Genomic DNA, 25,295 nt, shown 5'->3' on the forward strand with positions numbered 1-25,295 from the left:
ATGGCGCGCACAGATGAAAAGCGCGTTTCGGGAGACGGTCAAAACTACCGGAATGCGTGAATGAGGGCAAACTTACAGCCCGGGGGCTGGCACTTTGCCAGACATGGCGGCATGCTAGCCTGTCAACGGCAGCAGCGCCTGTTATCATGGGCCTTTCGTGGCCCATGGGCACGCGCGCAGCGCCACTGGCGGTCTCGGCGCAACACCGCAGGATTTCAGTTTGAGCAACCTCGATCAGTCGTCGCCCCTGCGCCAGCGCACCCCTGCGGCCAGTGGTTCTTTTTCTGGCTCGCTGAAAAGCGCGCTCGCCGTGCTGGTGTTGCTTCTCTTCGGCCTGCTGGTGTGGCAGGTACTGAACGAATATCACCGCAATCAGGATGAGCAACGCGTCACTGCCGTAGAGCATAGCGCCAGCCTGGCAGACCGCCTGGGCCTGAACATGGCCCTCTTTGCCGAAAGCAGCCTCAACGCGCTACTGCTGGGAACGCCGCCGGGTGGGAAGGGGGTGCAAGCCGGGCTGATCGGCACAGTTCATCTGGACGCCACTGGCCAGCCCCTGCCCGGCGAGCGCCCTCCAGCGGCGTTAGCCATTGCGCTGCCTGACCTGACGCAGCATGCCAGCAACACCCGCTACTGGTACAGCAACAGCCCCGACGGCGCTGAAACCTGGCTGGCCTTGCGTGACCCTCGTACCCAGGGCTTCTGGGTATTGCGCTTCGCTCCATCGTTTTATGGCCTTTTGGCGCCTCACCTGGGCGACCACGGCTGGTCGCAGTGGTTGGTCAAGGATGCCGAAGGCCGACCGATCTACCGGGCCTCGCGTGACGCAACTGCAGGCACCTCCCCTGCTCCCGTTCTGGCATTGTCCGACGAGGAGCAACGTACCAGCGTGGCCAGTTACTCGCTGCCAGGCAGCGGCTGGCGCCTGGATGGGCTGTTTGATCCGCGCCTTGCGCGGTTGCCGCTGCTTCCGGGCCTTTTCAGCAAGCTTGCGCTGGGGCTCGCCTGCACCATCCTGCCGTTGCTGGTACTGCGTGACTTGCGCCGCAGGCAGCAGGAAGTGCAAGCGCAACGGCGTCGCTATCAGGATATTTTCGAAGGGGCCGGGGTTGGCCTTTGCGTGTTCGACCTGCGGGACCTGCGCCAACTGGTCACGCTCGCGGGCCTGCGGCGCATCGAAGACATCCTGCCATGGCTCGAAGCGCATCCGGCGCAGCACCAGGTATTGCGCGAAGCCATGCACCTGACCGAAGCCAACCAGGTTGCACTGGACCTGCTGCAGCTTCAGGACGCCAGCGCGGTATGGGCGCGGCTGGTCGGCGGCAGCACATTGGTGCCGCAGAGCCTTCCCTACGAATTGCTGGTCGCGCTGCTCGCGCCGGCCACGGTCGAACTCGAATTTTCGCTGCCTGGGTCCGATGGCGCTGCCCGCCATGTGTGGGCACAGATCCGCGTGCCCGAGGATGGCAGCGTGGATGAAGTGATTCTAAGCCTCAACGACGTCACGCAACGCAAGCAGGCCCAGGTATCGCTGGTAGAGCGCGAGCGGTTTTGGTCGGACGTGGTGCGGGCGGTGCCGGATCATCTTTATGTGGCCGACGTGCTCCAGCGCAAGATGCTCTACAGCAACCATCACCTGGGCATGACGCTGGGCTATACCCATAGCGAAGTTCAGGACCTGGGCGACCAGTTCTGGGAAGCCCTCATGCATCCGGTGGATGCCGAGCAATACCGTGCCCTGCGCCAGTACCAGCGGGACACCAGCTATGCCGGTCAATTGCAATGCCAACTGCGCTTCCAGCACCGGGACGGCAGCTGGCGGCGTTTCGACATCCGCGAGCAAAGCCTCACCGAGGACACTGCCGGGCGGGTAACGCGGATCATCGGCGTGGCCAAGGACGTTACCGAGCAGATCGAGGCGAGCCAATCGCTGCGAGACAGTGAACAGCGTTATCGCATGCTCGCCGAAAGCATCAGCGACGTGATCTTCTCGACCGACAGCCGCCTGAAGCTCAACTACGTCAGCCCCTCCGTTCAAACCGTACTCGGTTATGACGTGCAGTCGGTGTTCGATAACGGCTGGCAATCCACCATCGCCACGCCCAGCCAGGTCACCGGCCTGGAGGCGCTGCTCGAACGGGTACGCGCCGCCCTGGGCGAGCCGGCCCTGCTGGCAGAGTTGCGTACGCAAGTGCGCAGCCAGACATTCATGCTCGATTGCCTGCGCGCGGATGGCCGCAAGATCCCCATCGAGTTGCGGCTGGTGTTGATCTGGGACGAGCACGACAATTTCGAAGGTATCCTTGGCGTAGGCCGCGACGTAAGCCAACAGCGGCGGGCCGAGAAAGACCTGCGCATGGCGGCTACGGTGTTCCAGCATTCCACCTCCGCCATCCTCATCACCGACCCGGCCGGCTATATCGTGCAGGTGAACGAAGCGTTCAGCCGCGTTACCGGTTATCAGCCCGCAGACGTACTGGACCAGTTGCCCACGCTGCTCACGGTCACCGAACAGCAGGAAGCCCACCTGCAATACGTGGTCAAGCAGCTTCACCTCAATGGCAGCTGGGAAGGGGAAATCCGCCTTAAACGGCGTGACGGCGAGCACTACCCGGCGTGGGTGGGCATTACTGCGGTGCTGGATGAAGAAGGTGACCTGGCCAGCTATGTCTGCTTCTTCAGCGATATCAGCGAGCGCAAGGCCAGCGAACAGCGTATTCACCGGCTCGCCTACTACGACGCCCTCACCCACCTGCCCAACCGCACGTTGTTCCAGGACAGGCTGTTCACGGCGCTGCAGCAAGCCGAACGGCAGAAGGCCTGGGTGGTGTTGATGTTCCTGGACCTCGACCGGTTCAAGCCTATCAATGACTCCCTGGGCCACGCAGCGGGCGACCGCATGCTCAAGGATATGGCCATGCGCTTGCTGGCCTGCGTGGATGAAGACGACACGGTGGCGCGCATGGGCGGTGACGAGTTCACCCTGCTGTTGCAGCCGCGCAGCAGCCGCGACGCCGCGCTTACCCGAGCTATCCATGTGGCAGAGCAGATCCTCGGTAATCTCCACGCGCCTTTCGTGCTCGAGAACCGGGAGTTCTTCGTCACGGCCAGCATCGGCATTGCCCTTAGCCCGCAGGATGGTAGCGAGCTGAGCCAGTTGATGAAAAACGCCGATACGGCGATGTATCACGCCAAGGAACGCGGCAAGAACAACTTCCAGTTCTACCAGGCCGACATGAACGCCAGCGCCCTGGAGCGGCTGGAGCTTGAAAGCGATTTGCGCCACGCCCTGGAGCAGCAAGAGTTCGTGCTGTATTACCAGCCCCAGCTCAGCGGGGATGGCAAGCGGCTCACCGGCGCCGAGGCCTTGCTGCGCTGGCGCCACCCAAGGCGTGGGCTGGTTCCGCCTCAGGATTTCATTCCCGTGCTCGAAGAGCTTGGGCTGGTGGTGGATGTGGGCGACTGGGTACTCACCGAGGCCTGCCGCCAGTTGAAGGCGTGGCATCAGGCCCGGGTGCGCGTGCCCAAGGTGTCGGTGAACATATCGGCGCGGCAGTTCTCCGACGGCCAGTTGGGCAAGCGCATTGCGAGCATCCTTGCGGAAACTGGCGTACCCCCTGCGTGCCTTGAGCTGGAGTTGACCGAGAGTATCCTGATGAGGGATGTGAACGAGGCCATGCAAATCCTCGACAGCCTGAAAATGCTCGGCCTGAGTATTGCCGTTGACGACTTCGGCACGGGCTACTCTTCGCTCAACTACCTGAAGCAATTCCCGATCGACGTGCTGAAGATCGACCGTACCTTCGTGGATGGGCTACCGGAGGGTGAGCAGGACGCACAAATCGCCCGCGCAATCATTGCCATGGCCCACAGCCTCAACCTCTCGGTGATCGCCGAGGGCGTGGAAACCCACGACCAGCTTGACTTCCTCCGCGAACACGGCTGCGATGAGGTGCAAGGCTATCTGTTCGGCCGCCCCATGCAAGCCAACCGCTTCGAAGCGCAATTCAGCAACGATGCCTTGTTCATGTTCGATTGATTCGCAGCTGAGCCCCGGTCATCCTTAGGATGACCGGGGCTCATGTGCCAGCCTCCGGCGGATGCGGTAGAATGGCGGCTTTCTCTCTGCCGATCCTCGAGGACCGCCAATGTTCAGCCGTGATTTGACCCTTGCCAAGTTTGACGCCGACCTCTTTGCCGCGATGGAGCAAGAAGCCCTGCGTCAGGAAGAGCACATCGAGCTGATCGCCTCGGAGAACTACACCAGCCCGGCGGTCATGGAAGCTCAGGGTTCGGTGCTCACCAACAAGTACGCCGAAGGCTATCCGGGCAAGCGCTACTACGGCGGCTGCGAGTACGTGGACGTGGTGGAGCAACTGGCCATCGACCGTGCCAAGGAGCTGTTCGGTGCCGACTACGCCAACGTGCAGCCTCATGCCGGCTCCCAGGCCAACGCCGCCGTTTACCTGGCGCTGCTGCAAGCGGGCGATACCATCCTTGGCATGAGCCTCGCGCATGGTGGCCATCTTACCCATGGTGCGTCGGTGTCCTCCTCCGGCAAGCTGTACAACGCCGTACAGTACGGGATCGACGGCAATGGCCTGATCGACTACGACGAAGTGGAGCGCCTGGCGGTAGAGCACACGCCGAAAATGATCGTGGCCGGTTTCTCCGCCTACTCTCAAATTCTGGACTTCGCCCGCTTCCGCGCCATCGCGGACAAGGTCGGTGCCTATCTGTTCGTGGACATGGCGCACGTGGCTGGCCTGGTTGCGGCTGGCGTGTACCCTAACCCCGTTCCGTTCGCCGATGTGGTCACCACCACCACCCACAAAACGCTTCGTGGCCCGCGCGGCGGCCTGATCCTGGCGCGTAGCAACCCCGAGATCGAAAAAAAGCTGAATTCGGCCGTATTCCCGGGCGCCCAGGGTGGCCCGTTGGAACACGTGATCGCCGCCAAGGCCGTGTGCTTCAAGGAAGCACTGCAGCCTGAATTCAAGGCCTACCAGCAGCAGGTGGTGAAAAACGCTCAGGCCATGGCCGAAGTGTTCATCGAGCGCGGCTTCGACGTCGTTTCCGGCGGCACCCAGAACCACCTGTTCCTGCTGTCCCTGATCAAGCAGGACATCTCCGGCAAGGATGCAGACGCTGCCTTGGGCCGCGCGTTCATCACCGTCAACAAGAACTCGGTGCCGAACGATCCACGCTCCCCATTCGTGACATCCGGCCTGCGTTTCGGCACCCCGGCCGTGACCACCCGTGGCTTCAACGAAGCTGACTGCCGCGAACTGGCAGGCTGGATCTGCGACATCCTGGCCGACCTGAACAACGAAGCGGTGATCGATGCCGTTCGCGAGAAGGTCAAGGCTATCTGCGCGCGGCTGCCGGTGTACGGCAACTGATCCGTCAGGCGTAAACGAGAACCCGGCCACGTGCCGGGTTTTTTTATGGGTTCGAGAAACGCTTCCACTTTCCAGCTGCCTGCATCTGCCCACTAAGGTGCGTGCTCATTCTGGTGCAGGAGCCAAACTATGTTCACTCATCGTCAACGCTCGTTCGTCGCAGACGTTCGGCCATTGTCAGGGGCGTTGCAGTTTCTGAGCGTGCTGTACAACGTAGAGGAGGTGATGGAAGACACTTGGTACGTGATTGCCCGGGAGAGCAATCACTACGAAGATCACGGACACCTGATCGGCTACTCGGCCGAGCCACGCAGCGATGTGATCCGTCTGTACTTCCGCCATACCGAACGCGGGTATGTTCTCTATGTGCGGGACGGCCGGTATTTCGGCAAGGCAATCGGCATGAACCGCCACGGCCATTACGGCGCTTTTGCGCCAGATTCAGCCAACGTTGCGAAGTTCTGGATGTTCGAAGGCGAGGATAACCAGATCACGGGTACCGAGCTGACGTACGAGGAGGCGGTTATCACCCTGGGCGAGGTAGATGGTTACCCCGTTGGGCTCAGCCGGCACAAGGACACGCCGCATATCTACCTTGGGGATGACTACGGGCAAGGCCTGCCCTTGCACATCACCCTCGTGGAACGCAACGCGCCCTACCTGAGCAACCCCGCAGAAGTATGAGGCATTACGCCTGAAGCGCTTCGAACGCCTCGCGGATCTTCTGCTCCGGCAAGTCGTCCGCGATAAACACCATTACGCTTTCCCGCGCCGCGCCTTCGTCCCAGGCGGTGTCCCAGTCAAAGCCGTAGAGCTTGAGTACCCCCTGGAACACCAGCCTGCGGGGCTCGCCAGCGATATTGAGCACACCCTTGTAGCGCAACAATTGCCGGCCGTGTTCTTCCAGTAGCGTGTTCATGAAATCGCTGAGGCGGTCGATGTCCAGCGGCCTATCCGTGCGCAGCACCATACTGGTGATGCGGTCGCAGCTTTCGCCTATGACCATCGGCCGTGGGCGGAACCCCGCGCCCAGTTCGGCGTTGAGGTTGAACCCTCGAATATCCAGCAGCTCTGCCAGGTCGATTTCACCGTGGTCCACCACGCGAATCGAGGCGCGGTTATTGATACGGGCTAACCGCTTACTGAGTGCTTCGAAAGCTTGGGGCGTGACCAGGTCGGTCTTGCTCACCAGTAGCCGATCGGCAAACCCCACTTGGGCCTGGGCGATGGTTTGCTTCAGATGCTCGCCAGCGTGAGCCGCGTCCACCAAGGTCACAATGCCATCGAGCACATAACGGTCACGCAGCTCCTCTTCCATGAAAAAGGTTTGAGCAACCGGCGCAGGGTCGGCCAGGCCGGTGCACTCGATCACCAGCCGATCAAAGGCGATTTCTCCTGAATCCAGCCGTTCCAGCAACAGGAACAGCGCTTTGGTAAGGTCGATATGGATGCTGCAACACACACAACCGTTAGCCAGCGTTACAACCTGCACGGGCTCGTTGCCCAGCAGTTCGGTGTCGATACCGGCGTCGCTGAATTCGTTCTCGATCACTGCCAGCTTCAGCCCGTGCTCGGCCTGAAGCATGTAGCGAAGCAAGGTGGTTTTGCCGGCACCGAGAAAACCGGTCAACACCGTTACAGGGACGGGGGTGGGCACGTACGTCTCCGAGTCAAGTTCGGGGCACCTGAGTCGCATGCCCCCGGAAGGCCGGGGGCAGCTCGCGAATCATGCCCGGGCAGGGTTCAGCAACAGCGGGGCGATCCCTTGCCACCGCCGTAGCGGGCCTCCTGCCGCTCGCGGAAGAAGGCTTCGTAATCCATCACCGGCTGGTCCGGGTGGGTCTTGCGCATGTGTTCCACGTAATTGTCGTAGTCCGGCATGCCAACCATCAGGCGCGCGGCCTGCCCCAGGTATTTGCCCAACCGGCTCAGGTCATTGAACATGGCTCAGGTCCTCATGCGTCTGGCAGCGCCTGGAATGGCGCTTCCTTATCGGTACGGTCGCGTTTGCCCAGCGCCGCGTAGCCGACCTTGACCGCGAACACCAGTACCGCCAGCACCACGAACAGGAACAGCACGGTGAGCGTGGCGTTGGTGTAGGCGTTGAAGATCACCGCCTGCATCTGTTCGATACTCTTGGCCGGAGCGAGCACCTGCCCTGCCGCCAGCGCATCGTTGTACTTTTTCGCCAGTGCCAAAAAGCCCACCGCCGGGCTGGGGTCGAACAGCTTGATCAAGCCCGCAGTGGTGGTGCAGATCAACAGCCACGCCGCTGGCAACAGGGTGACCCAGATGTAGCGCTGGCGCTTCATCTTGATCAGCACCACGGTGCCGAGCATCAGCGCGATGCCTGCCAGCATCTGGTTAGAGATGCCAAACAGCGGCCACAAGGTATTGATGCCGCCCAGCGGGTCGACCACGCCTTGATACAACAGGTAACCCCACAACGCCACGCAACCACCGGTGCCAACCATGTTGGCGCCCCAGGATTCGGTGCGCTTGAGCGAAGGCACGAAGCTGCCGAGCAGGTCCTGCAGCATGAAGCGGCCCGCGCGGGTACCGGCGTCTACCGCGGTAAGGATAAACAACGCCTCGAACAGGATCGCGAAGTGGTACCAGAATGCCATGGTGTTTTCGCCTGGCAGTACCGTGTGCAGAATTTGCGCGATACCTACGGCCAGCGTGGGCGCACCACCGGCACGGGCGAGAATGGTGTTTTCGCCGATGTCATGGGCAACTGCCTGCAGGGTTTCGGGTGTGATCGCAAAGCCCCAGCCACTGACGGCAGCTGCCACGGCGTTGATGTCGCCACCCACTACAGCGGCCGGGCTGTTCATCGCGAAGTACACGCCGGGTTCGATGACCGAGGCAGCCACCATGGCCATGATGGCTACGAACGACTCCATCAGCATCGCGCCGTAGCCGATGTACCGGGCGTTCACTTCGTTATCCAGCAGCTTGGGTGTGGTGCCCGAGGAAATCAGCGAGTGGAAGCCCGATACCGCGCCGCAGGCGATGGTAATGAACAGGAACGGGAACAGCGTACCTTTCCACACCGGCCCGGTGCCGTCGGTGAACTGCGTGAGCGCTGGCATTTTCAGTTCTGGCATGGTGACCAGAATGCCGATGGCCAAGGCGATGATGGTGCCGATTTTCAGGAACGTAGACAGGTAGTCTCGCGGTGCGAGGATCAGCCACACCGGCATTACCGCAGCCACGAAGCCGTAGCCGATGAGCATCCAGGTGATCTGCACGCCGGTGAAGGTGAAGGCCTTGGCCCATACCGGGTCGGCGGCGACTTGACCACCTGCCCAGATCGAAGCCAGCAACAGTGCTACGCCAATCAGTGAGATTTCACCGATGCGACCCGGGCGGATAAAGCGCATGTACACGCCCATGAACACCGCGATAGGAATGGTCGCCATCACGGTGAACACGCCCCATGGGCTTTCAGCCAAGGCTTTGACCACGATCAGCGCCAGTACGGCAAGGATGATGATCATGATCAGGAAGCACCCGAACAGGGCGATGGTCCCCGGGATGCGGCCCATCTCTTCGCGCACCATGTCGCCCAGCGAGCGGCCGTTACGGCGAGTGGAGAGGAACAGCACCATGAAGTCCTGCACGGCACCGGCCAGCACAACGCCGGCGATCAGCCAGAGGGTGCCAGGCAGGTAGCCCATTTGCGCGGCGAGCACCGGGCCCACCAGCGGGCCAGCCCCGGCAATGGCCGCGAAATGGTGGCCGAACAGGATATGTTTGTTAGTGGGAACGTAATCCAGCCCGTCGTTGTTGACCACGGCAGGCGTGGCTCGACGAGGATCGAGTTGCATCACTTTTTCAGCAATGAACAGGCTGTAGTAACGGTAAGCGACCAGGTAGATCGCCACCGAGGCGACCACGATCCAGAGCGCGTTGATGCTTTCGCCGCGACGCAGCGCGACAACCCCAAGCGCCCAGGCGCCAATCACGGCCAGCGCGAGCCATGGCAGATGGCGGGCCAGACTATTATTGTTTTTCATGTTTTATATTCCAGCGAATGGCAACGGAACAAACCCGCCTCCAGTCTAGCTACACTTGCCGGGAAGCACACCCCCCACAAAGGTCGATGGCGCGGGGTTTTGTGCCGTTGCCTGCTGGCCTTTGCGGTTTCGCGAGGCACTCGGCAAAACCCGTATACAAGCATTGCCGGCTACGCCATGGCACGGCAGCATAGAGAGCAACCCGCGCTGACGGGCCTCACCGAGGAAGTACCCATGACTGAAGAACGTCGTCGCTTCAAACGTATTGCTTTCGATGCCCGCACCGAGCTTGCACAGGGTGAGAATCGCTGGGAGGTCAAACTGCTGGACCTGTCCCTCAAGGGGCTACTGGTCGAGCGGCCAGCCGACTGGCAAGGCAACCCTGCCGCACCGTTCCAGGTGACTGTGCAGCTGGGTGAAGATGCCCCGGTGAAGATGGAAACCGAGCTCAAGCACGACAACGATGGCCAACTGGGCTTCCAGTGCACCCACATCGACCTTGATTCCATCAGCCACCTGCGCCGCCTGGTGGAGTTGAACCTGGGCGACGAGGCGGAGCTGGAGCGGGAGCTGGGCGCGCTGGTGGGCTGATCCCTTACGGGAACGCCGGCAGCCCCCATCCGCTGGGCTCGAATTCAAGCAGGCTGCCAAGGCGGCCGTCGGCGTGGGTGTACTTCTCCGGGTCCATGGCCGAATCCGGCACGGCCAGGGCGTACATGCCCGCCGCCTTGGCTGCGGTCACGCCAAAGGGCGAATCCTCGAACACGAGGCAGTCTGCCGGTGCCACACCCAGGCGGCGGGCCGCTACCAGAAAGATATCAGGGGCAGGCTTGGCAGCGCCCACGTCGGGGTCATCAGCGGTCACGATTGTATCGAAGAGGGAAAACCATTCTTCGTGCTGCTGGGTCTTGAGCTTGAAGTAGGTGCTCGAAGAGCTGGTGCCAACCGCGATCGGAATGCCGTTGGCCTTCAAGTGCCGCACCAGCGCTTCGGCGCCCACCATACCCATCGCCTCGGGAAAGCGCGCGGTCATCAAGGGGGCGCGGATCTCCAGAAATTCGTCCACGGTGATTGGAAGCTCCAGGGCTTCCACCACATACGTGGCCAGGTCTCGCGCACCACGGCCGATGATGTGTTGCTTGTGGCTCCAGTCGAAGGTTTTGCCATAGCGCTGGGCAATAGATTGCGTGACTTCGGTGTAGATGCCCTCGGTGTCGAGCAGCAGGCCATCCATGTCGAAAATCACAGCCTTGACCTGCGGTGCGGAGGTTGAAGCGCTCACCATGGGAAATCTCGCTCGGCTTAAAAGAAGGTGATACTCCGGGCGAGTGCTTCAGGTCAAGCTGCAGCGCTACTCGAAAAGCGCGTCGAGGGCCTGCTCCAGACGGGTTACCGCTACGATTTCAAGGCCGGCCGGGGCCTCCTTCGGTGCGTTGCCCTTGGGCACGATGGCCCGCTTGAACCCGTGCTTGGCCGCTTCCTTGAGCCGTTCCTGGCCGCTGGGCACAGGCCGCACCTCGCCCGACAGCCCTACCTCGCCAAACACCAGCAAACCATGAGGCAGCGGGCGGTTTCGCAGGCTGGACATCACCGCCGCCATCAACGCCAGGTCCGACGCAGTTTCGAGCACCTTTACCCCGCCCACCACGTTAAGGAACACGTCCTGATCGTGGGTAGGAATACCCCCATGACGGTGCAGCACTGCCAGCAGCATCGCCAGGCGGTTCTGGTCCAGGCCAAGGGTCACACGGCGTGGGTTGGCCAGGTGGCTGTCATCGACCAACGCCTGCACCTCTACCAGCATGGGCCGTGTACCTTCCCAGGTCGCCATCACCACGCTGCCGGCGATTTCTTCCTGAGCGCGGCTGAGGAAGATCGCGGAAGGGTTGGAAACTTCCTTCAGGCCTCGATCGGTCATGCCGAACACGCCCAGCTCGTTCACCGCGCCGAAGCGGTTTTTCACCGCCCGCAGCAGGCGCAAGCGGCCGTCGGACTCACCTTCGAAATACAGCACGGTATCGACCATGTGCTCGAGCACCCGAGGCCCCGCCAGGGAACCCTCTTTGGTGACATGCCCCACCAGGAATATCGCCGTGCCGCTCTGCTTGGCAAAGCGCACCAACAGGGCCGCGCTTTCGCGCACCTGCGCCACGCCGCCCGGCGCGGATTGCAGTTGTTCGGTGAAGATGGTCTGGATCGAGTCGATCACCATCACCTTGGGGTTTTCCCTGCGGGCGGTGGCAATGATGCTTTCGATGGACGTTTCGGTCATCACCTTGAGCTTGTCCTGTGGCAGGCCAAGCCTGCGAGCGCGCATGGCCACTTGTTGCTGCGATTCCTCCCCGGTCACATACAGGGCCGGCATGCGCTCGGCCAGGTTGCACAGGGTTTGCAGCAGGATAGTGGACTTACCGATGCCCGGGTCGCCGCCGATCAGCACCACCGACCCGTCAACCAGGCCGCCGCCCAGCACGCGGTCCAGTTCGGTGGAGGCGGTGGAAAACCGCGGGATTTCCTCCACGCTCACTTCTGCAAGGGTTTTTACCGTGGCCTGTTCGCCCGCCCAACCAGTACGGCTGTTGCTGCTGGCGGCTGGCGTGTTTTCCACCATGGTTTCCACCAGCGTGTTCCAGGCACCACATTCGGCGCACTGCCCCGCCCATTTGGGGAAAGTTGCGCCACACTCGGTGCAGCCGTACATGCGCTTGGCCTTGGCCATGGTGCCTCCATCGAACGAAAGGGCGCTTATCATACCCCTCGGCTCAGCCAGCCGGGGCTTGCCGAAACAAAACTAATCGGCCGGTTGCCGGTCTGGTAAAACAGTAACCCGAATGCCAAGGCGCTGATTTTCAAGCATTTGGTCAAAAAACTTACCCGTTTCTTCAACTTGAAAAAGGATGCACTCAATGAGCTTGCTTAAAGAGTTCAAGGCCTTCGCAGTCAAAGGCAACGTTGTCGACCTGGCCGTGGGTATCATCATCGGCGCGGCCTTCGGCAAGATCGTGTCGTCCTTCGTGGGCGATATCATCATGCCGCCGCTCGGCCTGCTGATCGGTGGCATCAACTTCACCGACCTTGCCGTCACGCTACGCCCCGCCGAGGGGGCTGCGCCGGCAGTGGTGCTGGCCTATGGCAAGTTCATCCAGAGCGTAGTGGACTTCATCATCGTGGCCTTCGCCATCTTCATTGGTGTGAAGGCGATCAACCGGCTCAAGCGTGAAGAGGCCAAAGCACCTAGCCTGCCGCCGGTGCCTACCAAGGAAGAGGTATTGCTGGGGGAGATCCGCGACATTCTGAAAGAACAGAATGGAAAGCCAGCCCCGGCGGCATCGGTACAACCGCCACTGGTGTAATCACCAGTAGGTTTCCACCGCCACGGCGCCTGGCCGGCGGCTGAGGCTAAGGTTCATGTCGCGGCTTTTGAGCAGTTTGCGGGTATCGTCGATCATTTCCGGGTTACCACAGATCATTACCCGGGAATGCTCAGGGGTGAGTTCGATACCCGCCGCGCGCTCCAGCTCACCGTTGGCGATCAGGTCGGTGATCCGCCCCTGCAGGGCGCCTGGCCAGGCTTCCCGACTTACCAAGGGAATGAAGGTGAGCTTGCCGGCGTACTCGGCGAGGTACTCGCGTTTCTCCAAATCCGCGATCAGCTCTCCATAAGCGAGGTCGCGGCCATGGCGGGCGCTGTACACCAGCACAATGCGCTCGAAACGCTCCCAGGCTTCAAAGCCCTGCAAGATGGAGAGGAAGGGAGCCAGCCCTGTACCCGTGGCCAATAACCAGAGGTCGCGACCATCGGCGAAGCGGTCCAGGGTGAGGTAACCGAATGCCTGGCGCTCTATCAGAAGTTCGTCGCCCACCTGCAAGCGCGACAGTTCGCTGGTGAACTCGCCGCCAGGCACTACCACCGAGAAGAATTCCAGAAATTCGTCGTACGGCGAGGACACCATCGAGTAGGCCCGCCAGGCGACGGTGCCGTCCGGTTTGGTAACGCCCAGGCGCGCAAACTGCCCTGCCTGAAAGCGAAAGCCTGCATCACGCGTGGTGCGCAGGGTGAACAGATTGGGGGTCAAGGTGTGCACGGCCAACAGGCGCTGGCGGGTGAACTTCTCGTCGGTCATGGGGCCTCCACGTTTAATACCGCGTAGTTTGGCGCAATTGCGCGCGGACAAACACCGACGGTGCGTGTGGAAACCCCGTAGAATCGCCCTTTTTTTACCTGCCCGAGCCTGCACATGTCCCGCTTCGACAACGCCTTCGCCCAACTCGACCTGGTTCGCCAGCCGGAAATGGCCAACGAACCGTTGTATGCCTTCGATGCCGCCGATGACTACCTGCTTGCTCATCTGGCCGAGCAGCAGCTTCCGTCCGCGGCACGCGTACTGGTGTTGAACGACGGCTTCGGTGCGCTGGCGATCAGCCTGCTGGGGCGCTTCGATGTGGTGGCCAGCGGGGACTCGCATCTGGGCGCGTTGGCGCTGGGCAAGAACCTGACTGCCAACGGGCACGCCTACGACGCGCTTAGCCTGTTGCCATCTAGCGAGCCCTTCGAAGGCACCTTCGACCATGTACTGGTGCGCGTCCCCAAAACCTTGGCACTGCTGGAAGAACAGTTGATCCGGCTGCAGCCGCACCTGCGCGACGGGGTGCAAGTGGTGGCCGGCGCGATGATCAAGCACCTGCCTCGCGCTGCGGGGGATTTGCTGGAAAAGTACATCGGGCCTGTGCAGGCTTCGCTCGCTGTAAAGAAAGCCCGCTTGCTCACGGCCACCTATCAGCAGCGTGAACCGGCCCGCTCGCCCTACCCTACCCGCTATCAGCTGGACACGCCCCCGCTGCAACTGCTCAACCATGCCAACGTGTTCTGCCGCGACGGGCTGGACATCGGCACCCGCGCCTTCCTGCCCTATCTGCCGCGCAACCTGGGCAGCGCGCGCGTCGCCGACCTGGGATGCGGGAACGGCGTGCTCGGCATCGTCAGCGCCTTGAGCAACCCCGAGGCTCATTACACCTTGGTCGACGAGTCGTACATGGCCGTGCAGTCGGCGCGCGAGAACTGGCACGCAGCCTTGGGCGAGCGTGAAGCGAACATCCAGCCCGGGGACGGCCTGGCGGGCCAGCCGGCAAGTTCGCTGGACGTGGTGCTGTGCAATCCCCCCTTCCACCAGCAACAGGTGGTGGGTGATTTCCTGGCGTGGCGCATGTTCCAACAGGCGCGGGATGCGTTGGTTACCGGCGGCGCACTGTACATCGTGGGCAACCGCCACCTGGGCTACCACACCAAACTGGCGCGGCTGTTCCGGGGTGTGGAGCAAGTGGCGGCGAATCCCAAGTTTGTGGTGTTGCGGGCACGGAAGTAGCGCCGTTACAGATCAACTGGTAGGAAGCAGGCGGAGCTCGCGAACAACTTTTTGCCCACTCGCGCTATAACTCGGGAAGGGATGGTAGGGCTGGCGTTAAGTTGTTCGCGAGCTTTGAGGCGCGCCCTAGAAGTTGGACATCCATCCAACCTCTGGGGTGTATTCATGAGCAAGTACAGTACGCAGTTCAAGCTTTCAGCGATCGGCGCCTTCCTCTCTGGGGCCTACGGTTTTCGCCGCGTTGGCGCCGACTTCGGCGTTGATCCCACGCTGCTGCGCCGCTGGATTGCGGCCTATAGGCAACATGGCGAACAGGGTGTCACGCCGCGTGCGCGCCAGTCGTACACCACCGAATTCAAGCTGATGGTACTGCAAACGAAGTGGCGCGATCACCTATCGCTTCGAGAGGTCGCGGCCCTGTTCAACCTCGGCTGTTCCAGCCAGGTGGGCAGATGGGAGCGTGAGTACTACAGTAGCGCCATCGAAGCCCCGCGCCCGGGGCCCCAGGAATTGCCTGTTGTCATGTCCAAGCCGAAATTTCCAAAACCCCAGACGCCCCTTCCATCCGAGTCGATCAAGGATGAAGACCTGACCCATGACCAGTTGCTGGCCAGGCTGTACCAGGCTCGGGTGGAGAACGCTTACCTAAAAAAGTTGAAGGCGTTAAGGGAGGAAAAGGAAAGGCAGGCGGCAGCCGGGAAGAAAAAGCCCGGATAGTCACCGCGCTGCGGTCGGACTTTGACCTTGATGCGCTGCTCAAGGCGGCCGGGCTGGCGCGCAGCACCTACTACTACCAACTCAAGGCGATTGCTGCCGGGGACATGAGCGCCCCGCTGAAAGCTGCGATCCAGAGCATTCAGGATCAGCACAAGGGCCGATACGGCTACCGCCGCGTGACCGCGACCCTGCGTCACGACGGGCAGCTGGTCAACAGCAAGAAAGTGCGTCGGCTGATGGGCGAGATGGGGCTTCAATGCAAGGTACGACCCAAGCGGTACAAGTCGTACAACGGCCTGATAGGGGTAGCCGCGCCCAACCTGCTGGCCCGGAATTTCAAGGCCGAGGCGCCGAATCAGAAGTGGGTGACCGACGTGACCGAGTTCAAGGTGGGCAGTGAAAAGCTGTACCTGTCGCCCGTGCTGGACTTGTACAACGGCGAGATCGTGGCCTATCAGCTCGCCGAACGCCCACAGTATGCGCTGGTGGGGCAAATGTTGGAGCAGGCTCTGAAGCGCTTGCCGGACGGTGCCACGCCGCTGCTGCACTCGGATCAGGGCTGGCACTACCGCTATCAGGAGTACCGCGACCGGCTACAGGCAGCGGGTCTGGAACAGAGCATGTCGCGCAAAGGTAACTGCTTGGACAACGCGGCCATGGAAAGTTTTTTCGGCACGCTCAAGACGGAGTTCTTCTACCGGGAGCGCTTTACCAGCATCGATCAGCTATGGACGGCGATTGAGGAATACATTCACTATTACAATCATTACCGCATCAAGATGAAGCTCGACGGCCTGAGCCCTGTGGCGTACAGGACCCAGGCCGCAGCAGCCTGATTTACTCGTCCAACTTTATGGGCGCATGCCACTTCGCCCGCTTCCTACAGATATAGCCCGACCGGGAAAAACGTTCCCAGTCCTTTAAAAAAGCTCGCGCATATTCGGATACCGCAGTCTCGATGTCATCTATCAAATCGTCGCCGCTGACGAAACGAGCGCGACGGCTCATCATGATGTCCTGAGCTTCTGTCAGCCTGTTTATTTGCTCCAGGACAAACACTCAACCATAAAAAAGCCCGCTGGAGCGCGGGCATAAAGAAGGGAAAACCTGTCAGTGGCTGCGCATGCCGGCTGCTGCCATCAGCAGCCGGAGCAGCCCGGCCACCAGGCCGAGGCTGACCACGCTGGCTGCCCAGATCAGTACCAGCCAGCCGAGGCGTTGCCACAGGGGCTTTTTCGTTTCAACCGGCTTGATCACTGGGCGCACCTCTCTAGTGGTAGCCGTCTTCGGTGGTCACCTTGCCGCGGAACACGTAGTAGCTCCAGAAGGTGTAACCGAGGATGAACGGCAGAATGAACAGCGTGCCCACGAGTACGAAGCCTTGGCTTTGTGGCGGCGAGGCGGCGTCCCAGATGCTCACGGCGGGCGGGATGATGTTGGGCCACAGGCTGATGCCGAGGCCGCTGTAGCCCAGGAAGATCAGCAGCAGCGTGAGCAGGAACGGCATGTAGTGCGCCTTGCGCGCCACGGCCTTGATAAGCCCGTAGGTCGCCACCACCACCAGGATCGGCACCGGCATGAACCAGAACAGGTTCGGCAGGGTGAACCAACGCGCGGCGATGTCGCTGTGAGCCAGCGGCGTCCACACGCTCACGATGGCAACGAAGCCAAGCAGCACAAAGGTCAGCGGCTTGCCGAGCTGGTGCATGCGCTCTTGCAGCTCACCCTCGGTTTTCATGATCAGCCAGGTGCAGCCGAGCATGGCGTAAGCCGCGATCAAGCCCAGGCCACAGAACAGCGAGAACGGGGTAAGCCAATCGAACGGGCCACCGGCGTAGGCGCGCTCGGCTACCTTGATACCGTCGATATAGGCGCCCAGCGCAACGCCCTGGGAGAAGGTGGCCAGCAGCGACCCGCCAATGAACGCCTTGTCCCAGATGTGGCGCTTGTCCACCTTGGCCTTGAAGCGGAACTCGAATGCAACGCCGCGGAAGATAAGGCCGATCAACATCAGGATAAGCGGGAGATACAAGGCCGACAGCACTACGGCGTAGGCCAGCGGAAACGCCGCGAACAGGCCAGCGCCACCTAGTACCAGCCAGGTTTCGTTACCGTCCCACACCGGCGCAACCGTGTTCATCATCACGTCGCGGTCGTGTTCCTTGGGCGTGAAGGGGAACAGGATGCCGATACCCAGATCGAACCCATCCATCACCACATACATCATCACGCCGAAAATAATGATGATGGCCCAGATCAACGATAGATCGATGCCCATGGTCAGTTCCTCTCGCTCGGCGTGGCGTGGTGGTCTTCAGCGGTTTCTTCGTGAGCGGCGGACAAAGGCCGTGCCGGAGTGCGTTTCTGCCCGGGGCCACCGTGACTATGCGGCTCGGCAATGGCCGGCCCTTTGCGCACCAGGCGCATCATGTAGCCAAAGCCCACGCCGAACACCGCGAAATACACCACCACAAACAGCGCGAGGGTGAAGCCCATTTGCCCTACGTCGTGGTTGGACGAGGCATTGGCGGTACGCATCAGGCCGTACACCACCCACGGCTGACGGCCGATCTCGGTGGTAAACCAGCCCGCAAGGATGGCGATCAGCCCGGAGGGGCCCATGAACAACGCAACGCGCAGGAACAGCGGCGAGTCATACAGCTTGCCGCGCCAGCGCAGCCAGAGGCTCCATAAGCCCACCGCAACCATCAGCATGCCCAGGCCGGCCATGACGCGGAACGACCAGAAAATGATGGTCGAGTTGGGGCGGTCTTCCGGCGGGAAGCTTTTAAGGGCGGGAATCTGTTTGTCCAGGCTGTGGGTAAGGATCAGGCTGCCGAGATACGGAATTTCCACGGCGAAGCGGGTTTTCTCGGCTTCCATGTCGGGCCAGCCGAACAGCACCAGCGGCGTAGGCTCGCTGTTGGTGTTCTCCCAGTGGCCCTCGATGGCGGCGATTTTTGCCGGCTGATGCTCGAGGGTATTCAAGCCGTGCATGTCGCCCAGCATGGCCTGCACGGGTGCAACCACCAACGCCATCCACATGGCCATGGAGAACATCTTGCGCACGGCTGGGTTGTTGCGGCCGCGCAGCAAGTGCCAGGCAGCCGAAGCCCCAACGAAGAACGCAGTCGCCACAAAGGCAGCAGTTGCCATGTGAGCTAGCCGGTAGGGGAACGACGGGTTGAAGATCACCGCGAACCAGTCCACCGGAATCACCCGGCCGTCGACGATCTGGTAGCCCTGAGGCGTGTGCATCCAGCTATTGGATGCCAGAATCCAGAAGGTGGAGATCAATGTGCCGATCGCTACCATCACGGTCGCGAAGAAGTGCAGCCCTCGGCCCACGCGGTTCCAGCCGAACAGCATTACGCCCAGGAAGCCTGCTTCGAGGAAGAACGCCGTCAGCACCTCATAGGTGAGCAACGGCCCGGTGATCGCACCGGCAAAGTCCGAGAAACGGCTCCAGTTAGTACCGAACTGGTAGGCCATGACCAGCCCGGAGACCACGCCCATGCCAAAGTTCACGGCGAATATTTTCGACCAGAAATGGTACAGCTCGCGGTACACGCTATTGCCGCTTTTCAACCACAAGCCTTCGAGCACCGCGAGGTAGCTCGCCAGCCCGATAGTGATGGCCGGGAACAGGATGTGGAACGACACGGTGAACGCAAACTGGATGCGGGCGAGGTCTAGCGCCTCTGAACCGAACATAGGGTTTCCTCTGACAGGCGGCACGGAGCACGGCATTGATCCAAATCAATGACCCTGCATAGCGTAGCCCCGTTCCCGCGTGTCGACGCTGTGGTGCAGTGCCGCGTGACCAATTGCCCCACCCCTCGGAACCGGCAGGTTTCATGCAAGCGCCAGCATGAAGTTGCAACCGTTTGTTACAGGGAAATGATAGGCTGCTAACCTCTTCCGCCCCCTGAGGTCACTGGTCGTTCATGGCTACCGAAGCGCCCCGGCTGTTGCGTCACCACCGCCCCTTCCTTGCGTTCTGGCTGGCACGGGTGTGCACGGCAAGTGGTTTCCAGATGTTGACCGTAGCCATTGGCTGGCACCTCTACCAACTCACCGGCAGTGTGCTGGACCTGGGCCTGGTGGGTTTGGTCGAATTTGCACCCCGCGTGCTGTTCATGCTGCACACCGGCCATGTGGCGGACCGCTATGACCGCCGCAAGGTCGCGGCCATCTGCCAAACCCTACAGGCCATCGTAGCCCTGGCGCTGGTGGTGGGTAGCAGCACGGATAACGTGAGCCGAGACATGATATTCGTGCTCGCTTTCTGCCTTGGCGGCGCTCGCGCCTTTGAAATGCCTACGACCCAGGCGCTGCTTCCGAATATCGTCCCGGCGGGCCTGTTCCCCCGGGCCGTGGCGGCGTCAGCTTCGGCGATGCAAACCGCGACTATCGTGGCACCGGCGCTGGGTGGCTTCCTGTATGCGTTCGGCAGTGTATGGGTGTACGGGCCAACGGTCGTGCTTTACCTATTGGCACTCAGCCTGATGCTCAGCCTGCCGAAACGAGAGACCCCGCTGCCTACCGGCCGAGCCACGCTGCATTCGCTCATGGCAGGGATTCGTTTCATTCGTAGCCGCTCAGACATCCTCGGCGCGATTTCCCTGGACCTGTTTGCCGTGTTGCTGGGCGGCGCCACCGCCCTGTTGCCGGTGTTCGCGCGGGACATTCTGCTCACCGGCCCTTGGGGCCTTGGGCTACTTCGCTCGGCGCCAGCGGTAGGGGCGCTGCTGATGTCGTTCTGGTTGTCGCGGTTCCCGATCGAACGCAGGGTCGGCCGCACCATGTTCGCCGGCGTAGGCATATTCGGCGTGGCGACCATCGCGTTCGGGCTATCGACTTCGTTCTGGTTCTCTCTGGCAACCCTGGCGGTACTGGGCGCGGCAGACATGATCAGCATGGTGATTCGCGGCGCCTTCGTGCAGCTGGAAACGCCAGACGAAATGCGCGGCCGGGTCAGCGCGGTCAATGGCCTGTTCATCGGCGCGTCGAACCAGCTGGGCGAATTCGAATCCGGGCTTACTGCTCACTGGTTCGGCACCGTCCCTGCCGTGGTGATCGGCGGGGTCGGCACGCTGGTGGTCACGGGGGTGTGGATAAAACTCTTCCCCAGCCTTGCTAACCGGGACCATATGCAAGCGCCCGAGCGAGACCTGGCGAAGCCACTGTAGGAACCCTCTAACCCTGTGGGAAGCAATTGTCTTGAGCGGTTTTCTCAAGGCCTTATTCGCGAGCTGCGCCTGCGGCTCCGCCCGTCTCCTACACCTGCGCAGTGGGCTGTGGGAAGCGGCGGGGCCGGCCATCCGGCGAAGCTCGCGAATTGGCAATCTGGCCGCATTCGCGATGCTACGCGGGGTTATCCAACAGTTTGTCCAAGGTAATGGGGAAATCCCGCACGCGCTTGCCGGTGGCGTTATAGATGGCGTTGGCCACCGCTGCCGCCACGCCTACCAGGCCGATTTCTCCCACACCCTTGGACCCCAGCGCATTGACCACTGAGTCCTGCTCCTCGACAAACACCACATCGATAGGCCCGATGTCCGCCTGAACAGGAATGTGATACTCCGCCAGGTTGTGGTTCATGTGCCGGCCCAACGCGTGGTCGGTCAGCGTTTCTTCGTGCAGCGCCATGCCGATGCCCCACACCACGCCACCTAGAATCTGGCTGCGGGCGGTTTTCGGGTTGACCACCTTGCCCGCCGCCACAGCATTTACCGCACGGGTGACATGCACGGTGCCAAGGTCCTCGTCGACCTCCACTTCCACAAACACGGCCGAATGCGTTGCCGTGGCATACTGCTCCCGCTTCTTGTCTGGCTGGGCATCTATCTGCACTTCAATCGCGTCCGAACCGCTGGCATGAACCAGGTCGGTAAACGCCAACTGCTTATCTCCCCACACCAATGCGCTTTCGGTGAAGCTCACCTGAGTGAGCGTGACCGTGGCGAAGTCCGGGTCGATACTGGCGGCTGCGGTCAATAGCTGCTTGTGCAAGGCTTCGCAGGCCTGTTGCACGGCTGTGCCCACGGACGAAATGGTGAATGAACCGCCCTGAAGCGGCGCCATTGGGAGAGACGAATCCCCCAGCTTGATCTTCACCAGTGACGGCGGCAGGCCGGCGGCCTGAGCAGCGATCTGCGTGAGCGCCGTATAGGTGCCCGTGCCGATATCCGTGGTAGCGGTGCTGACGGTCAACACCCCGTCCTTGCCCAGGCTGGCCTTGGCGCTGGCAGGCATTTGCATGGCTTCCCATACGCCACCTGCCATGCCCAGCCCCACCAGCTTGCGGCCGTTGCGCAGGCTACGCGGTTCAGCCTTGCGGCGGTCCCAGCCAAAGCGCGCCTTGCCCTCGTTGTAGCAGGCAATGAGTGCCTTGCTCGAGTAAGGCTTGCCTTCATTCATATTGCTGTCGGCGAAGTTAAGCTCACGGAAGGTAACCGGGTCCATGTGCAGCCGCTCGGCCAACTCGTCCATGGCGCATTCCAGCCCGATCAACCCCAGGGCCGCGCCAGGGGCGCGCATATCCAGCGGGGTGTACAGATCCACCGGCACCAGGTCGTAGCTCAGCTTCACGTTGTCGCAGTGATAGAGCATGCCGCTCCATTCCACCACGTGCTCCGTGAATTTTTCGAAGCGTGACGTCACGCCCGTGGCGTGATGGGAGACGGCCATGAGCTTGCCGCCAGCATCACTGGCCAGTTGAAGGCGCTGGATCGTGCGCGGGCGGTAGCCGAATGTGAACATCTGTTGCCGGGTGAGCGTTACCCGCACCGAGCGCCGCAGCTTGAGCGCGGCCATTGCCGCCAGAGGCAGCTGATACTGCGGCCGCAGCCCTGAACCGAACGCTCCGCCAACAAACGCCGCCAGCACCCGCACCTTGTCCTTCTCCAACCCGAGCGTCTGGCACAGGTAGTTCTGGCAGTTCTGCGTGCCTTGGGTCTTGTCATGCACTTCAAGGCTGCCATCGGCCTTGTAGATCACGGTGCTGGCATGCGGCTCCATGGGGTTGTGATGCTCGATGGGCGTCTCGTAGGTGGCATCCACCTTGTACGCCGCAGCCGAGTACGCGCTGTCAAAGTCGCCACGTGGCTCGGGCAGCTCAGCTGGCGCGGGCGTGGCGTTGCTTAGCTCTGCACGCAGGTCCGAACACCAGGGGTGCTCCACGTATTCGACGCGCACCAGAGAGGCCGCGTGCCGGGCCAGCTCCAGGTTTTCCGCGATCACCAACGCCAGCGGCTGGCCGTTATAAAGCACCCGGTCGTTATACAGCGGCCGGAAAGGCTTGCCGTCAGCTGCGTCGGCATCGGAATATTTTTCGTCATCGCCTGCCATGGGCGGTCGATTGCCGTGGTCCATCACCTCGACCACGCCCGGCAATGCCAGGGCCGCGCTGGCGTCGATGCGTAGCACCCGCCCGGAGGTAATGGTGATGGACACTACGCTCCCATACAGCAAGCCCTGATCGGGATATTCACCCGCGTAGCGCGCCTGGCCGGTGACTTTCAGCACGCCGTCCACACGGTCCATGGGTTGTCCGAGTACTGTCATGGCCGTGCCCCTCCCAATGCCGCTTCATCCAGCGCCCGCACGATGGCGCGCCGGGCCAGCTTGACTTTGAACGCATTGCCCGCCAGTGGCTGGGCGTCCTTCACCAGGGCCTCTGCCGCAGCGGTGAACGTTTCATGGCTGACGGGCTGGCCCACCAGCGCTGCCTCCACCGCCGTATTGCGCCACGGCTTGTGCGCCACGCCGCCAAGGGCAAGGCGAGCCTCCTTGATCATATCGCCCTCCAGCTTCAACGCGGCGGCCACCGACACCAGGGCAAACGCATACGAAGCCCGATCGCGGATCTTCAGGTAATGGCTATGCAGGGCGAAGCCTTCGGCAGGCAGTTCGATGGCGACAATCAGCTCATCTTCGGCCAAGTGGTTATCCCGCTCAGGCTCATCGCCCGGCAGGCGGTGGAAATCCGCGAACTCGATAACCCGGGTACCTTGCTTGCCTTGCACCTGGACGGTAGCGCCCAGGGCCGCCAGGGCCACGCACATGTCCGACGGGTGAGTGGCTACACACTGGTCACTCGCGCCGAAAATCGCATGAATCCGATTGAGCCCCGTGCGCGCCGGGCACCCCGTGCCAGGCTCACGCTTGTTGCATGGCACCCCGGCGTCGTAGAAGTAGTAGCAGCGGGTGCGCTGCAACAGGTTGCCCCCCGTGGTCGCCATATTGCGCAGCTGCGGCGAGGCACCTGCGAGGATGGCCTGACTAAGGAGGGGATAACGCGCCTGGATGAGTGGATCATGGGCCAGGTCTGCATTGCTGACTAACGCACCCACACGAATACGGTCATTCGGCAGTTCGGTAATCTCATGCAGCGGTAGCCGGGTAATGTCGATCAACCGCTGCGGGCGGGTGACGTTTTCCTTCATCAGGTCCAGCAGGTTGGTGCCGCCGGCAATAAACCGACTGCCCGGTTGATAGAGCGCCAGCGCTTCGTTGACATCGCTGGCACGGGCATAGTTGAAGGGGTTCATGCGTTGCCCTCCCCGGGTGCCTGGATCACCTCCTCGATCGCCGCGAGGATGTTGCCGTAGGCGCCGCAGCGGCAGAGGTTTCCGCTCATCTGCTCGCGGATATCATCGGCCGAGGTCACCCGCCCCTCTTCAAGCAAGCCCGCTGCCGAACACAGTTGGCCGGGGGTGCAGTAGCCGCACTGGAAGGCATCGTGCTTGATGAACGCCGCCTGCAGAGGGTGCAAGGTGTCGCCGTTCGCCAGCCCTTCCACGGTGGTGAGGCTGGCGCCATCACACATCACGGCCAGGGTGAGGCACGCATTCACGCGCTTTCCGTTGAGCAATACAGTACAGGCGCCGCACTGGCCGTGGTCGCAGCCCTTCTTGCTGCCTACCAGGTCAAGGCGCTCTCGCAACAGGTCAAGCAGGGTTGTCCAGGGCAAGACATCGAGCGACCGCAGCTGGCCGTTAAGCGTGATGTTGATCGAATGGCTGGCGTAGCACTCCACGCCAGCGCTGGAAGAAAGAGCACTCATCGGGAAAGCCTCACGGTCGTCTGCGCAAGTCTGTGTGCCTGCGTCTGGTAGTACGACTTTGCGTAAAGCGGGTTCGTTCAGCCCGATGAGGGTGCCGCGACTGGGGCATGCCGGCGGCGTGAGGAAGCGGGAGTGACCTGGGAATGGAATGATTCAGCCCGGTTCGCAGGCTGCGCCCACCCCTACCCGGGAGGTGTTGTATGGCAACCAGGCGTAGCCAGCACCACTTAGAGGGCGGACACAGGCCCGGCGGGCACCATCGACCGCACGCGGAACCTCGTTACCGACTGGCCCGGTTCGCTTGGGGCAGGTTGCTCCAGGGCCCACGCTCTTGCGGCAATGCTGCGCCCTTGGGCGGTAGTGTATTCGTGCACCAGAAGCAACCAGCCATTTTCTTCTACGGCCAGAAGGGAGCCGTTGGCGAGCGAGCCGTCACTGAATTCCAACCGGCACAGCACTACGCCAGCCTCGGCCGAGGGCAGCATAGGGCCACGAATTGCGCCTTCAACCCCGGGGTAGAGCGCGGTAACAGGTACATCCAAGCAGGTTTTGAAAGGCACGTCGGACCATTTATGACAAGAAATTACCAGGAAAATGACCGGTGAAAATGTGGCCACGGCCATGCCGTATTTATACAAGTACTCCAGATATGGCGCTACCGTGAAATGTGAAGCGTTGGCAGCGAAGTGCTGCAAGGCAACCGCTGATCGCCGTTGGCAGC

21 protein-coding genes are annotated in these 25,295 nt (G+C 61.8%); 8 read left to right on the forward strand and 13 right to left on the reverse strand.

From position 1 onward, the window contains the following. The first annotated feature begins 220 nt into the window (after nucleotides 1-220). The 3 genes from AC3Z8Y_RS20785 to AC3Z8Y_RS20795 all read left to right on the forward strand — a co-directional run bounded on the left by AC3Z8Y_RS20785 (nucleotide 221) and on the right by AC3Z8Y_RS20795 (nucleotide 6,086). Nucleotides 221-4,039 (forward strand): sensor domain-containing protein, encoded by a 3,819-nt coding sequence (locus AC3Z8Y_RS20785; RefSeq protein WP_490087385.1) that lies wholly within the window; start codon nucleotides 221-223, stop codon nucleotides 4,037-4,039. Nucleotides 4,040-4,148: 109 nt separating this feature from the next. Then, on the forward strand, nucleotides 4,149-5,402 hold the full coding sequence (gene glyA / locus AC3Z8Y_RS20790; protein WP_490087386.1) for a serine hydroxymethyltransferase: 1,254 nt from the start codon (nucleotides 4,149-4,151) through the stop codon (nucleotides 5,400-5,402). A gap of 129 nt (nucleotides 5,403-5,531) precedes the next feature. Further along, entirely contained in the window at nucleotides 5,532-6,086 is a 555-nt protein-coding gene (locus AC3Z8Y_RS20795) for a hypothetical protein (protein WP_490087387.1), read from the forward strand. Between the two features lie 4 nt (nucleotides 6,087-6,090). Here AC3Z8Y_RS20795 and yjiA read toward each other — a convergent pair whose 3' ends face one another. The 3 genes from yjiA to AC3Z8Y_RS20810 form a co-directional block, all read right to left on the reverse strand. Continuing rightward, nucleotides 6,091-7,059 (reverse strand): GTPase, encoded by a 969-nt coding sequence (yjiA, locus tag AC3Z8Y_RS20800; RefSeq protein ID WP_490087388.1) that lies wholly within the window; start codon nucleotides 7,057-7,059, stop codon nucleotides 6,091-6,093. 86 nt (nucleotides 7,060-7,145) lie between these two features. After that, complete coding sequence (locus AC3Z8Y_RS20805) at nucleotides 7,146-7,346, reverse strand: YbdD/YjiX family protein (RefSeq protein WP_181115730.1); 201 nt, start codon at nucleotides 7,344-7,346, stop codon at nucleotides 7,146-7,148. Between the two features lie 11 nt (nucleotides 7,347-7,357). Beyond that, nucleotides 7,358-9,424, reverse strand: coding sequence for a carbon starvation CstA family protein (locus tag AC3Z8Y_RS20810; RefSeq protein ID WP_490087389.1), 2,067 nt, complete (start codon nucleotides 9,422-9,424; stop codon nucleotides 7,358-7,360). Nucleotides 9,425-9,658: 234 nt separating this feature from the next. On the opposite strand from AC3Z8Y_RS20810, the gene AC3Z8Y_RS20815 reads away from it, so the two are divergent. After that, a complete protein-coding gene (locus AC3Z8Y_RS20815; RefSeq protein WP_490087390.1) occupies nucleotides 9,659-10,015 on the forward strand; it encodes a PilZ domain-containing protein in 357 nt (118 codons plus the stop codon). Between the two features lie 4 nt (nucleotides 10,016-10,019). Here the strand turns inward: AC3Z8Y_RS20815 and AC3Z8Y_RS20820 are convergent, their stop codons facing one another. Together AC3Z8Y_RS20820 and radA are read right to left on the reverse strand one after the other, a co-directional pair. Then, the gene (locus tag AC3Z8Y_RS20820) at nucleotides 10,020-10,709 is read right to left on the reverse strand and encodes an HAD-IA family hydrolase (RefSeq protein ID WP_490087391.1); all 690 of its coding nucleotides are present in this window, start codon (nucleotides 10,707-10,709) and stop codon (nucleotides 10,020-10,022) included. A gap of 66 nt (nucleotides 10,710-10,775) precedes the next feature. Next, nucleotides 10,776-12,143 carry a DNA repair protein RadA gene (gene radA, locus AC3Z8Y_RS20825; protein ID WP_225771668.1) on the reverse strand — a complete coding sequence of 456 codons (1,368 nt, stop codon included), beginning with the start codon at nucleotides 12,141-12,143 and terminating at the stop codon, nucleotides 10,776-10,778. Nucleotides 12,144-12,330: 187 nt separating this feature from the next. Here radA and mscL point away from each other — a divergent pair, with 187 nt between their 5' ends. Continuing rightward, nucleotides 12,331-12,777, forward strand: coding sequence for a large-conductance mechanosensitive channel protein MscL (gene mscL, locus AC3Z8Y_RS20830; protein WP_490087392.1), 447 nt, complete (start codon nucleotides 12,331-12,333; stop codon nucleotides 12,775-12,777). Here the strand turns inward: mscL and AC3Z8Y_RS20835 are convergent, their stop codons facing one another. Further along, nucleotides 12,778-13,548 carry a ferredoxin--NADP reductase gene (locus tag AC3Z8Y_RS20835; protein WP_490087393.1) on the reverse strand — a complete coding sequence of 257 codons (771 nt, stop codon included), beginning with the start codon at nucleotides 13,546-13,548 and terminating at the stop codon, nucleotides 12,778-12,780. A gap of 114 nt (nucleotides 13,549-13,662) precedes the next feature. Here AC3Z8Y_RS20835 and AC3Z8Y_RS20840 point away from each other — a divergent pair, with 114 nt between their 5' ends. Together AC3Z8Y_RS20840 and AC3Z8Y_RS20845 are read left to right on the forward strand one after the other, a co-directional pair. Continuing rightward, nucleotides 13,663-14,787: a methyltransferase gene (locus AC3Z8Y_RS20840; protein ID WP_490087394.1), complete on the forward strand. Its 1,125-nt coding sequence runs from the start codon at nucleotides 13,663-13,665 to the stop codon at nucleotides 14,785-14,787. Between the two features lie 165 nt (nucleotides 14,788-14,952). Further along, nucleotides 14,953-16,340, forward strand: a protein-coding gene (locus AC3Z8Y_RS20845) for an IS3 family transposase (RefSeq protein ID WP_490086846.1) whose coding sequence is annotated in 2 segments (ribosomal slippage) — nucleotides 14,953-15,469 and nucleotides 15,469-16,340 — 1,389 coding nt in all. Because the reading frame shifts where the segments join, the coding sequence is not laid out codon by codon here. A 274-nt stretch (nucleotides 16,341-16,614) separates the two neighbouring features. On the opposite strand, the gene AC3Z8Y_RS20850 is transcribed toward AC3Z8Y_RS20845, so the two are convergent. The 3 genes from AC3Z8Y_RS20850 to AC3Z8Y_RS20860 are packed head-to-tail and all read right to left on the reverse strand — an operon-like array spanning nucleotide 16,615 to nucleotide 19,218. Beyond that, nucleotides 16,615-16,770: a DUF2474 domain-containing protein gene (locus tag AC3Z8Y_RS20850; protein ID WP_490087395.1), complete on the reverse strand. Its 156-nt coding sequence runs from the start codon at nucleotides 16,768-16,770 to the stop codon at nucleotides 16,615-16,617. 4 nt (nucleotides 16,771-16,774) lie between these two features. Beyond that, nucleotides 16,775-17,782, reverse strand: a complete 1,008-nt coding sequence (gene cydB, locus AC3Z8Y_RS20855; RefSeq protein WP_490087396.1) for a cytochrome d ubiquinol oxidase subunit II — start codon at nucleotides 17,780-17,782, stop codon at nucleotides 16,775-16,777. Between the two features lie 2 nt (nucleotides 17,783-17,784). Then, nucleotides 17,785-19,218 (reverse strand): cytochrome ubiquinol oxidase subunit I, encoded by a 1,434-nt coding sequence (locus AC3Z8Y_RS20860; RefSeq protein WP_490087397.1) that lies wholly within the window; start codon nucleotides 19,216-19,218, stop codon nucleotides 17,785-17,787. 233 nt (nucleotides 19,219-19,451) lie between these two features. Here AC3Z8Y_RS20860 and AC3Z8Y_RS20865 point away from each other — a divergent pair, with 233 nt between their 5' ends. Further along, on the forward strand, nucleotides 19,452-20,696 hold the full coding sequence (locus tag AC3Z8Y_RS20865) for an MFS transporter (RefSeq protein ID WP_490087398.1): 1,245 nt from the start codon (nucleotides 19,452-19,454) through the stop codon (nucleotides 20,694-20,696). A gap of 175 nt (nucleotides 20,697-20,871) precedes the next feature. Here the strand turns inward: AC3Z8Y_RS20865 and AC3Z8Y_RS20870 are convergent, their stop codons facing one another. The 4 genes from AC3Z8Y_RS20870 to AC3Z8Y_RS20885 all read right to left on the reverse strand — a co-directional run bounded on the left by AC3Z8Y_RS20870 (nucleotide 20,872) and on the right by AC3Z8Y_RS20885 (nucleotide 25,134). After that, nucleotides 20,872-23,073, reverse strand: a complete 2,202-nt coding sequence (locus tag AC3Z8Y_RS20870; protein WP_490087399.1) for a xanthine dehydrogenase family protein molybdopterin-binding subunit — start codon at nucleotides 23,071-23,073, stop codon at nucleotides 20,872-20,874. Beyond that, complete coding sequence (locus AC3Z8Y_RS20875; protein ID WP_490087400.1) at nucleotides 23,070-24,059, reverse strand: FAD binding domain-containing protein; 990 nt, start codon at nucleotides 24,057-24,059, stop codon at nucleotides 23,070-23,072. The genes AC3Z8Y_RS20870 and AC3Z8Y_RS20875 overlap by 4 nt, the downstream gene beginning before the upstream one ends. Further along, the gene (locus AC3Z8Y_RS20880) at nucleotides 24,056-24,574 is read right to left on the reverse strand and encodes a (2Fe-2S)-binding protein (RefSeq protein ID WP_490087401.1); all 519 of its coding nucleotides are present in this window, start codon (nucleotides 24,572-24,574) and stop codon (nucleotides 24,056-24,058) included. The genes AC3Z8Y_RS20875 and AC3Z8Y_RS20880 overlap by 4 nt, the downstream gene beginning before the upstream one ends. A gap of 227 nt (nucleotides 24,575-24,801) precedes the next feature. After that, nucleotides 24,802-25,134: a hypothetical protein gene (locus tag AC3Z8Y_RS20885; RefSeq protein ID WP_490087402.1), complete on the reverse strand. Its 333-nt coding sequence runs from the start codon at nucleotides 25,132-25,134 to the stop codon at nucleotides 24,802-24,804. Nucleotides 25,135-25,295: the final 161 nt, after the last annotated feature.

Source organism: Pseudomonas sp. 3MAES_34.3B (assembly GCF_058145875.1).

Coding starts and splice junctions, on each gene's coding strand:
- AC3Z8Y_RS20795 (WP_490087387.1), top strand. CDS start 5,532: ATGTTCACTCATCGTCAACGCTCGTTCGTCGCAGACGTTCGGCCATTG.
- AC3Z8Y_RS20840 (WP_490087394.1), top strand. CDS start 13,663: ATGTCCCGCTTCGACAACGCCTTCGCCCAACTCGACCTGGTTCGCCAG.
- AC3Z8Y_RS20820 (WP_490087391.1), bottom strand. CDS start 10,709: ATGGTGAGCGCTTCAACCTCCGCACCGCAGGTCAAGGCTGTGATTTTC.
- cydB (WP_490087396.1), bottom strand. CDS start 17,782: ATGGGCATCGATCTATCGTTGATCTGGGCCATCATCATTATTTTCGGC.
- AC3Z8Y_RS20805 (WP_181115730.1), bottom strand. CDS start 7,346: ATGTTCAATGACCTGAGCCGGTTGGGCAAATACCTGGGGCAGGCCGCG.
- AC3Z8Y_RS20810 (WP_490087389.1), bottom strand. CDS start 9,424: ATGAAAAACAATAATAGTCTGGCCCGCCATCTGCCATGGCTCGCGCTG.
- AC3Z8Y_RS20815 (WP_490087390.1), top strand. CDS start 9,659: ATGACTGAAGAACGTCGTCGCTTCAAACGTATTGCTTTCGATGCCCGC.
- AC3Z8Y_RS20835 (WP_490087393.1), bottom strand. CDS start 13,548: ATGACCGACGAGAAGTTCACCCGCCAGCGCCTGTTGGCCGTGCACACC.
- AC3Z8Y_RS20865 (WP_490087398.1), top strand. CDS start 19,452: ATGGCTACCGAAGCGCCCCGGCTGTTGCGTCACCACCGCCCCTTCCTT.
- AC3Z8Y_RS20875 (WP_490087400.1), bottom strand. CDS start 24,059: ATGAACCCCTTCAACTATGCCCGTGCCAGCGATGTCAACGAAGCGCTG.
- glyA (WP_490087386.1), top strand. CDS start 4,149: ATGTTCAGCCGTGATTTGACCCTTGCCAAGTTTGACGCCGACCTCTTT.
- radA (WP_225771668.1), bottom strand. CDS start 12,143: ATGGCCAAGGCCAAGCGCATGTACGGCTGCACCGAGTGTGGCGCAACT.
- AC3Z8Y_RS20880 (WP_490087401.1), bottom strand. CDS start 24,574: ATGAGTGCTCTTTCTTCCAGCGCTGGCGTGGAGTGCTACGCCAGCCAT.
- mscL (WP_490087392.1), top strand. CDS start 12,331: ATGAGCTTGCTTAAAGAGTTCAAGGCCTTCGCAGTCAAAGGCAACGTT.
- AC3Z8Y_RS20860 (WP_490087397.1), bottom strand. CDS start 19,218: ATGTTCGGTTCAGAGGCGCTAGACCTCGCCCGCATCCAGTTTGCGTTC.
- AC3Z8Y_RS20870 (WP_490087399.1), bottom strand. CDS start 23,073: ATGACAGTACTCGGACAACCCATGGACCGTGTGGACGGCGTGCTGAAA.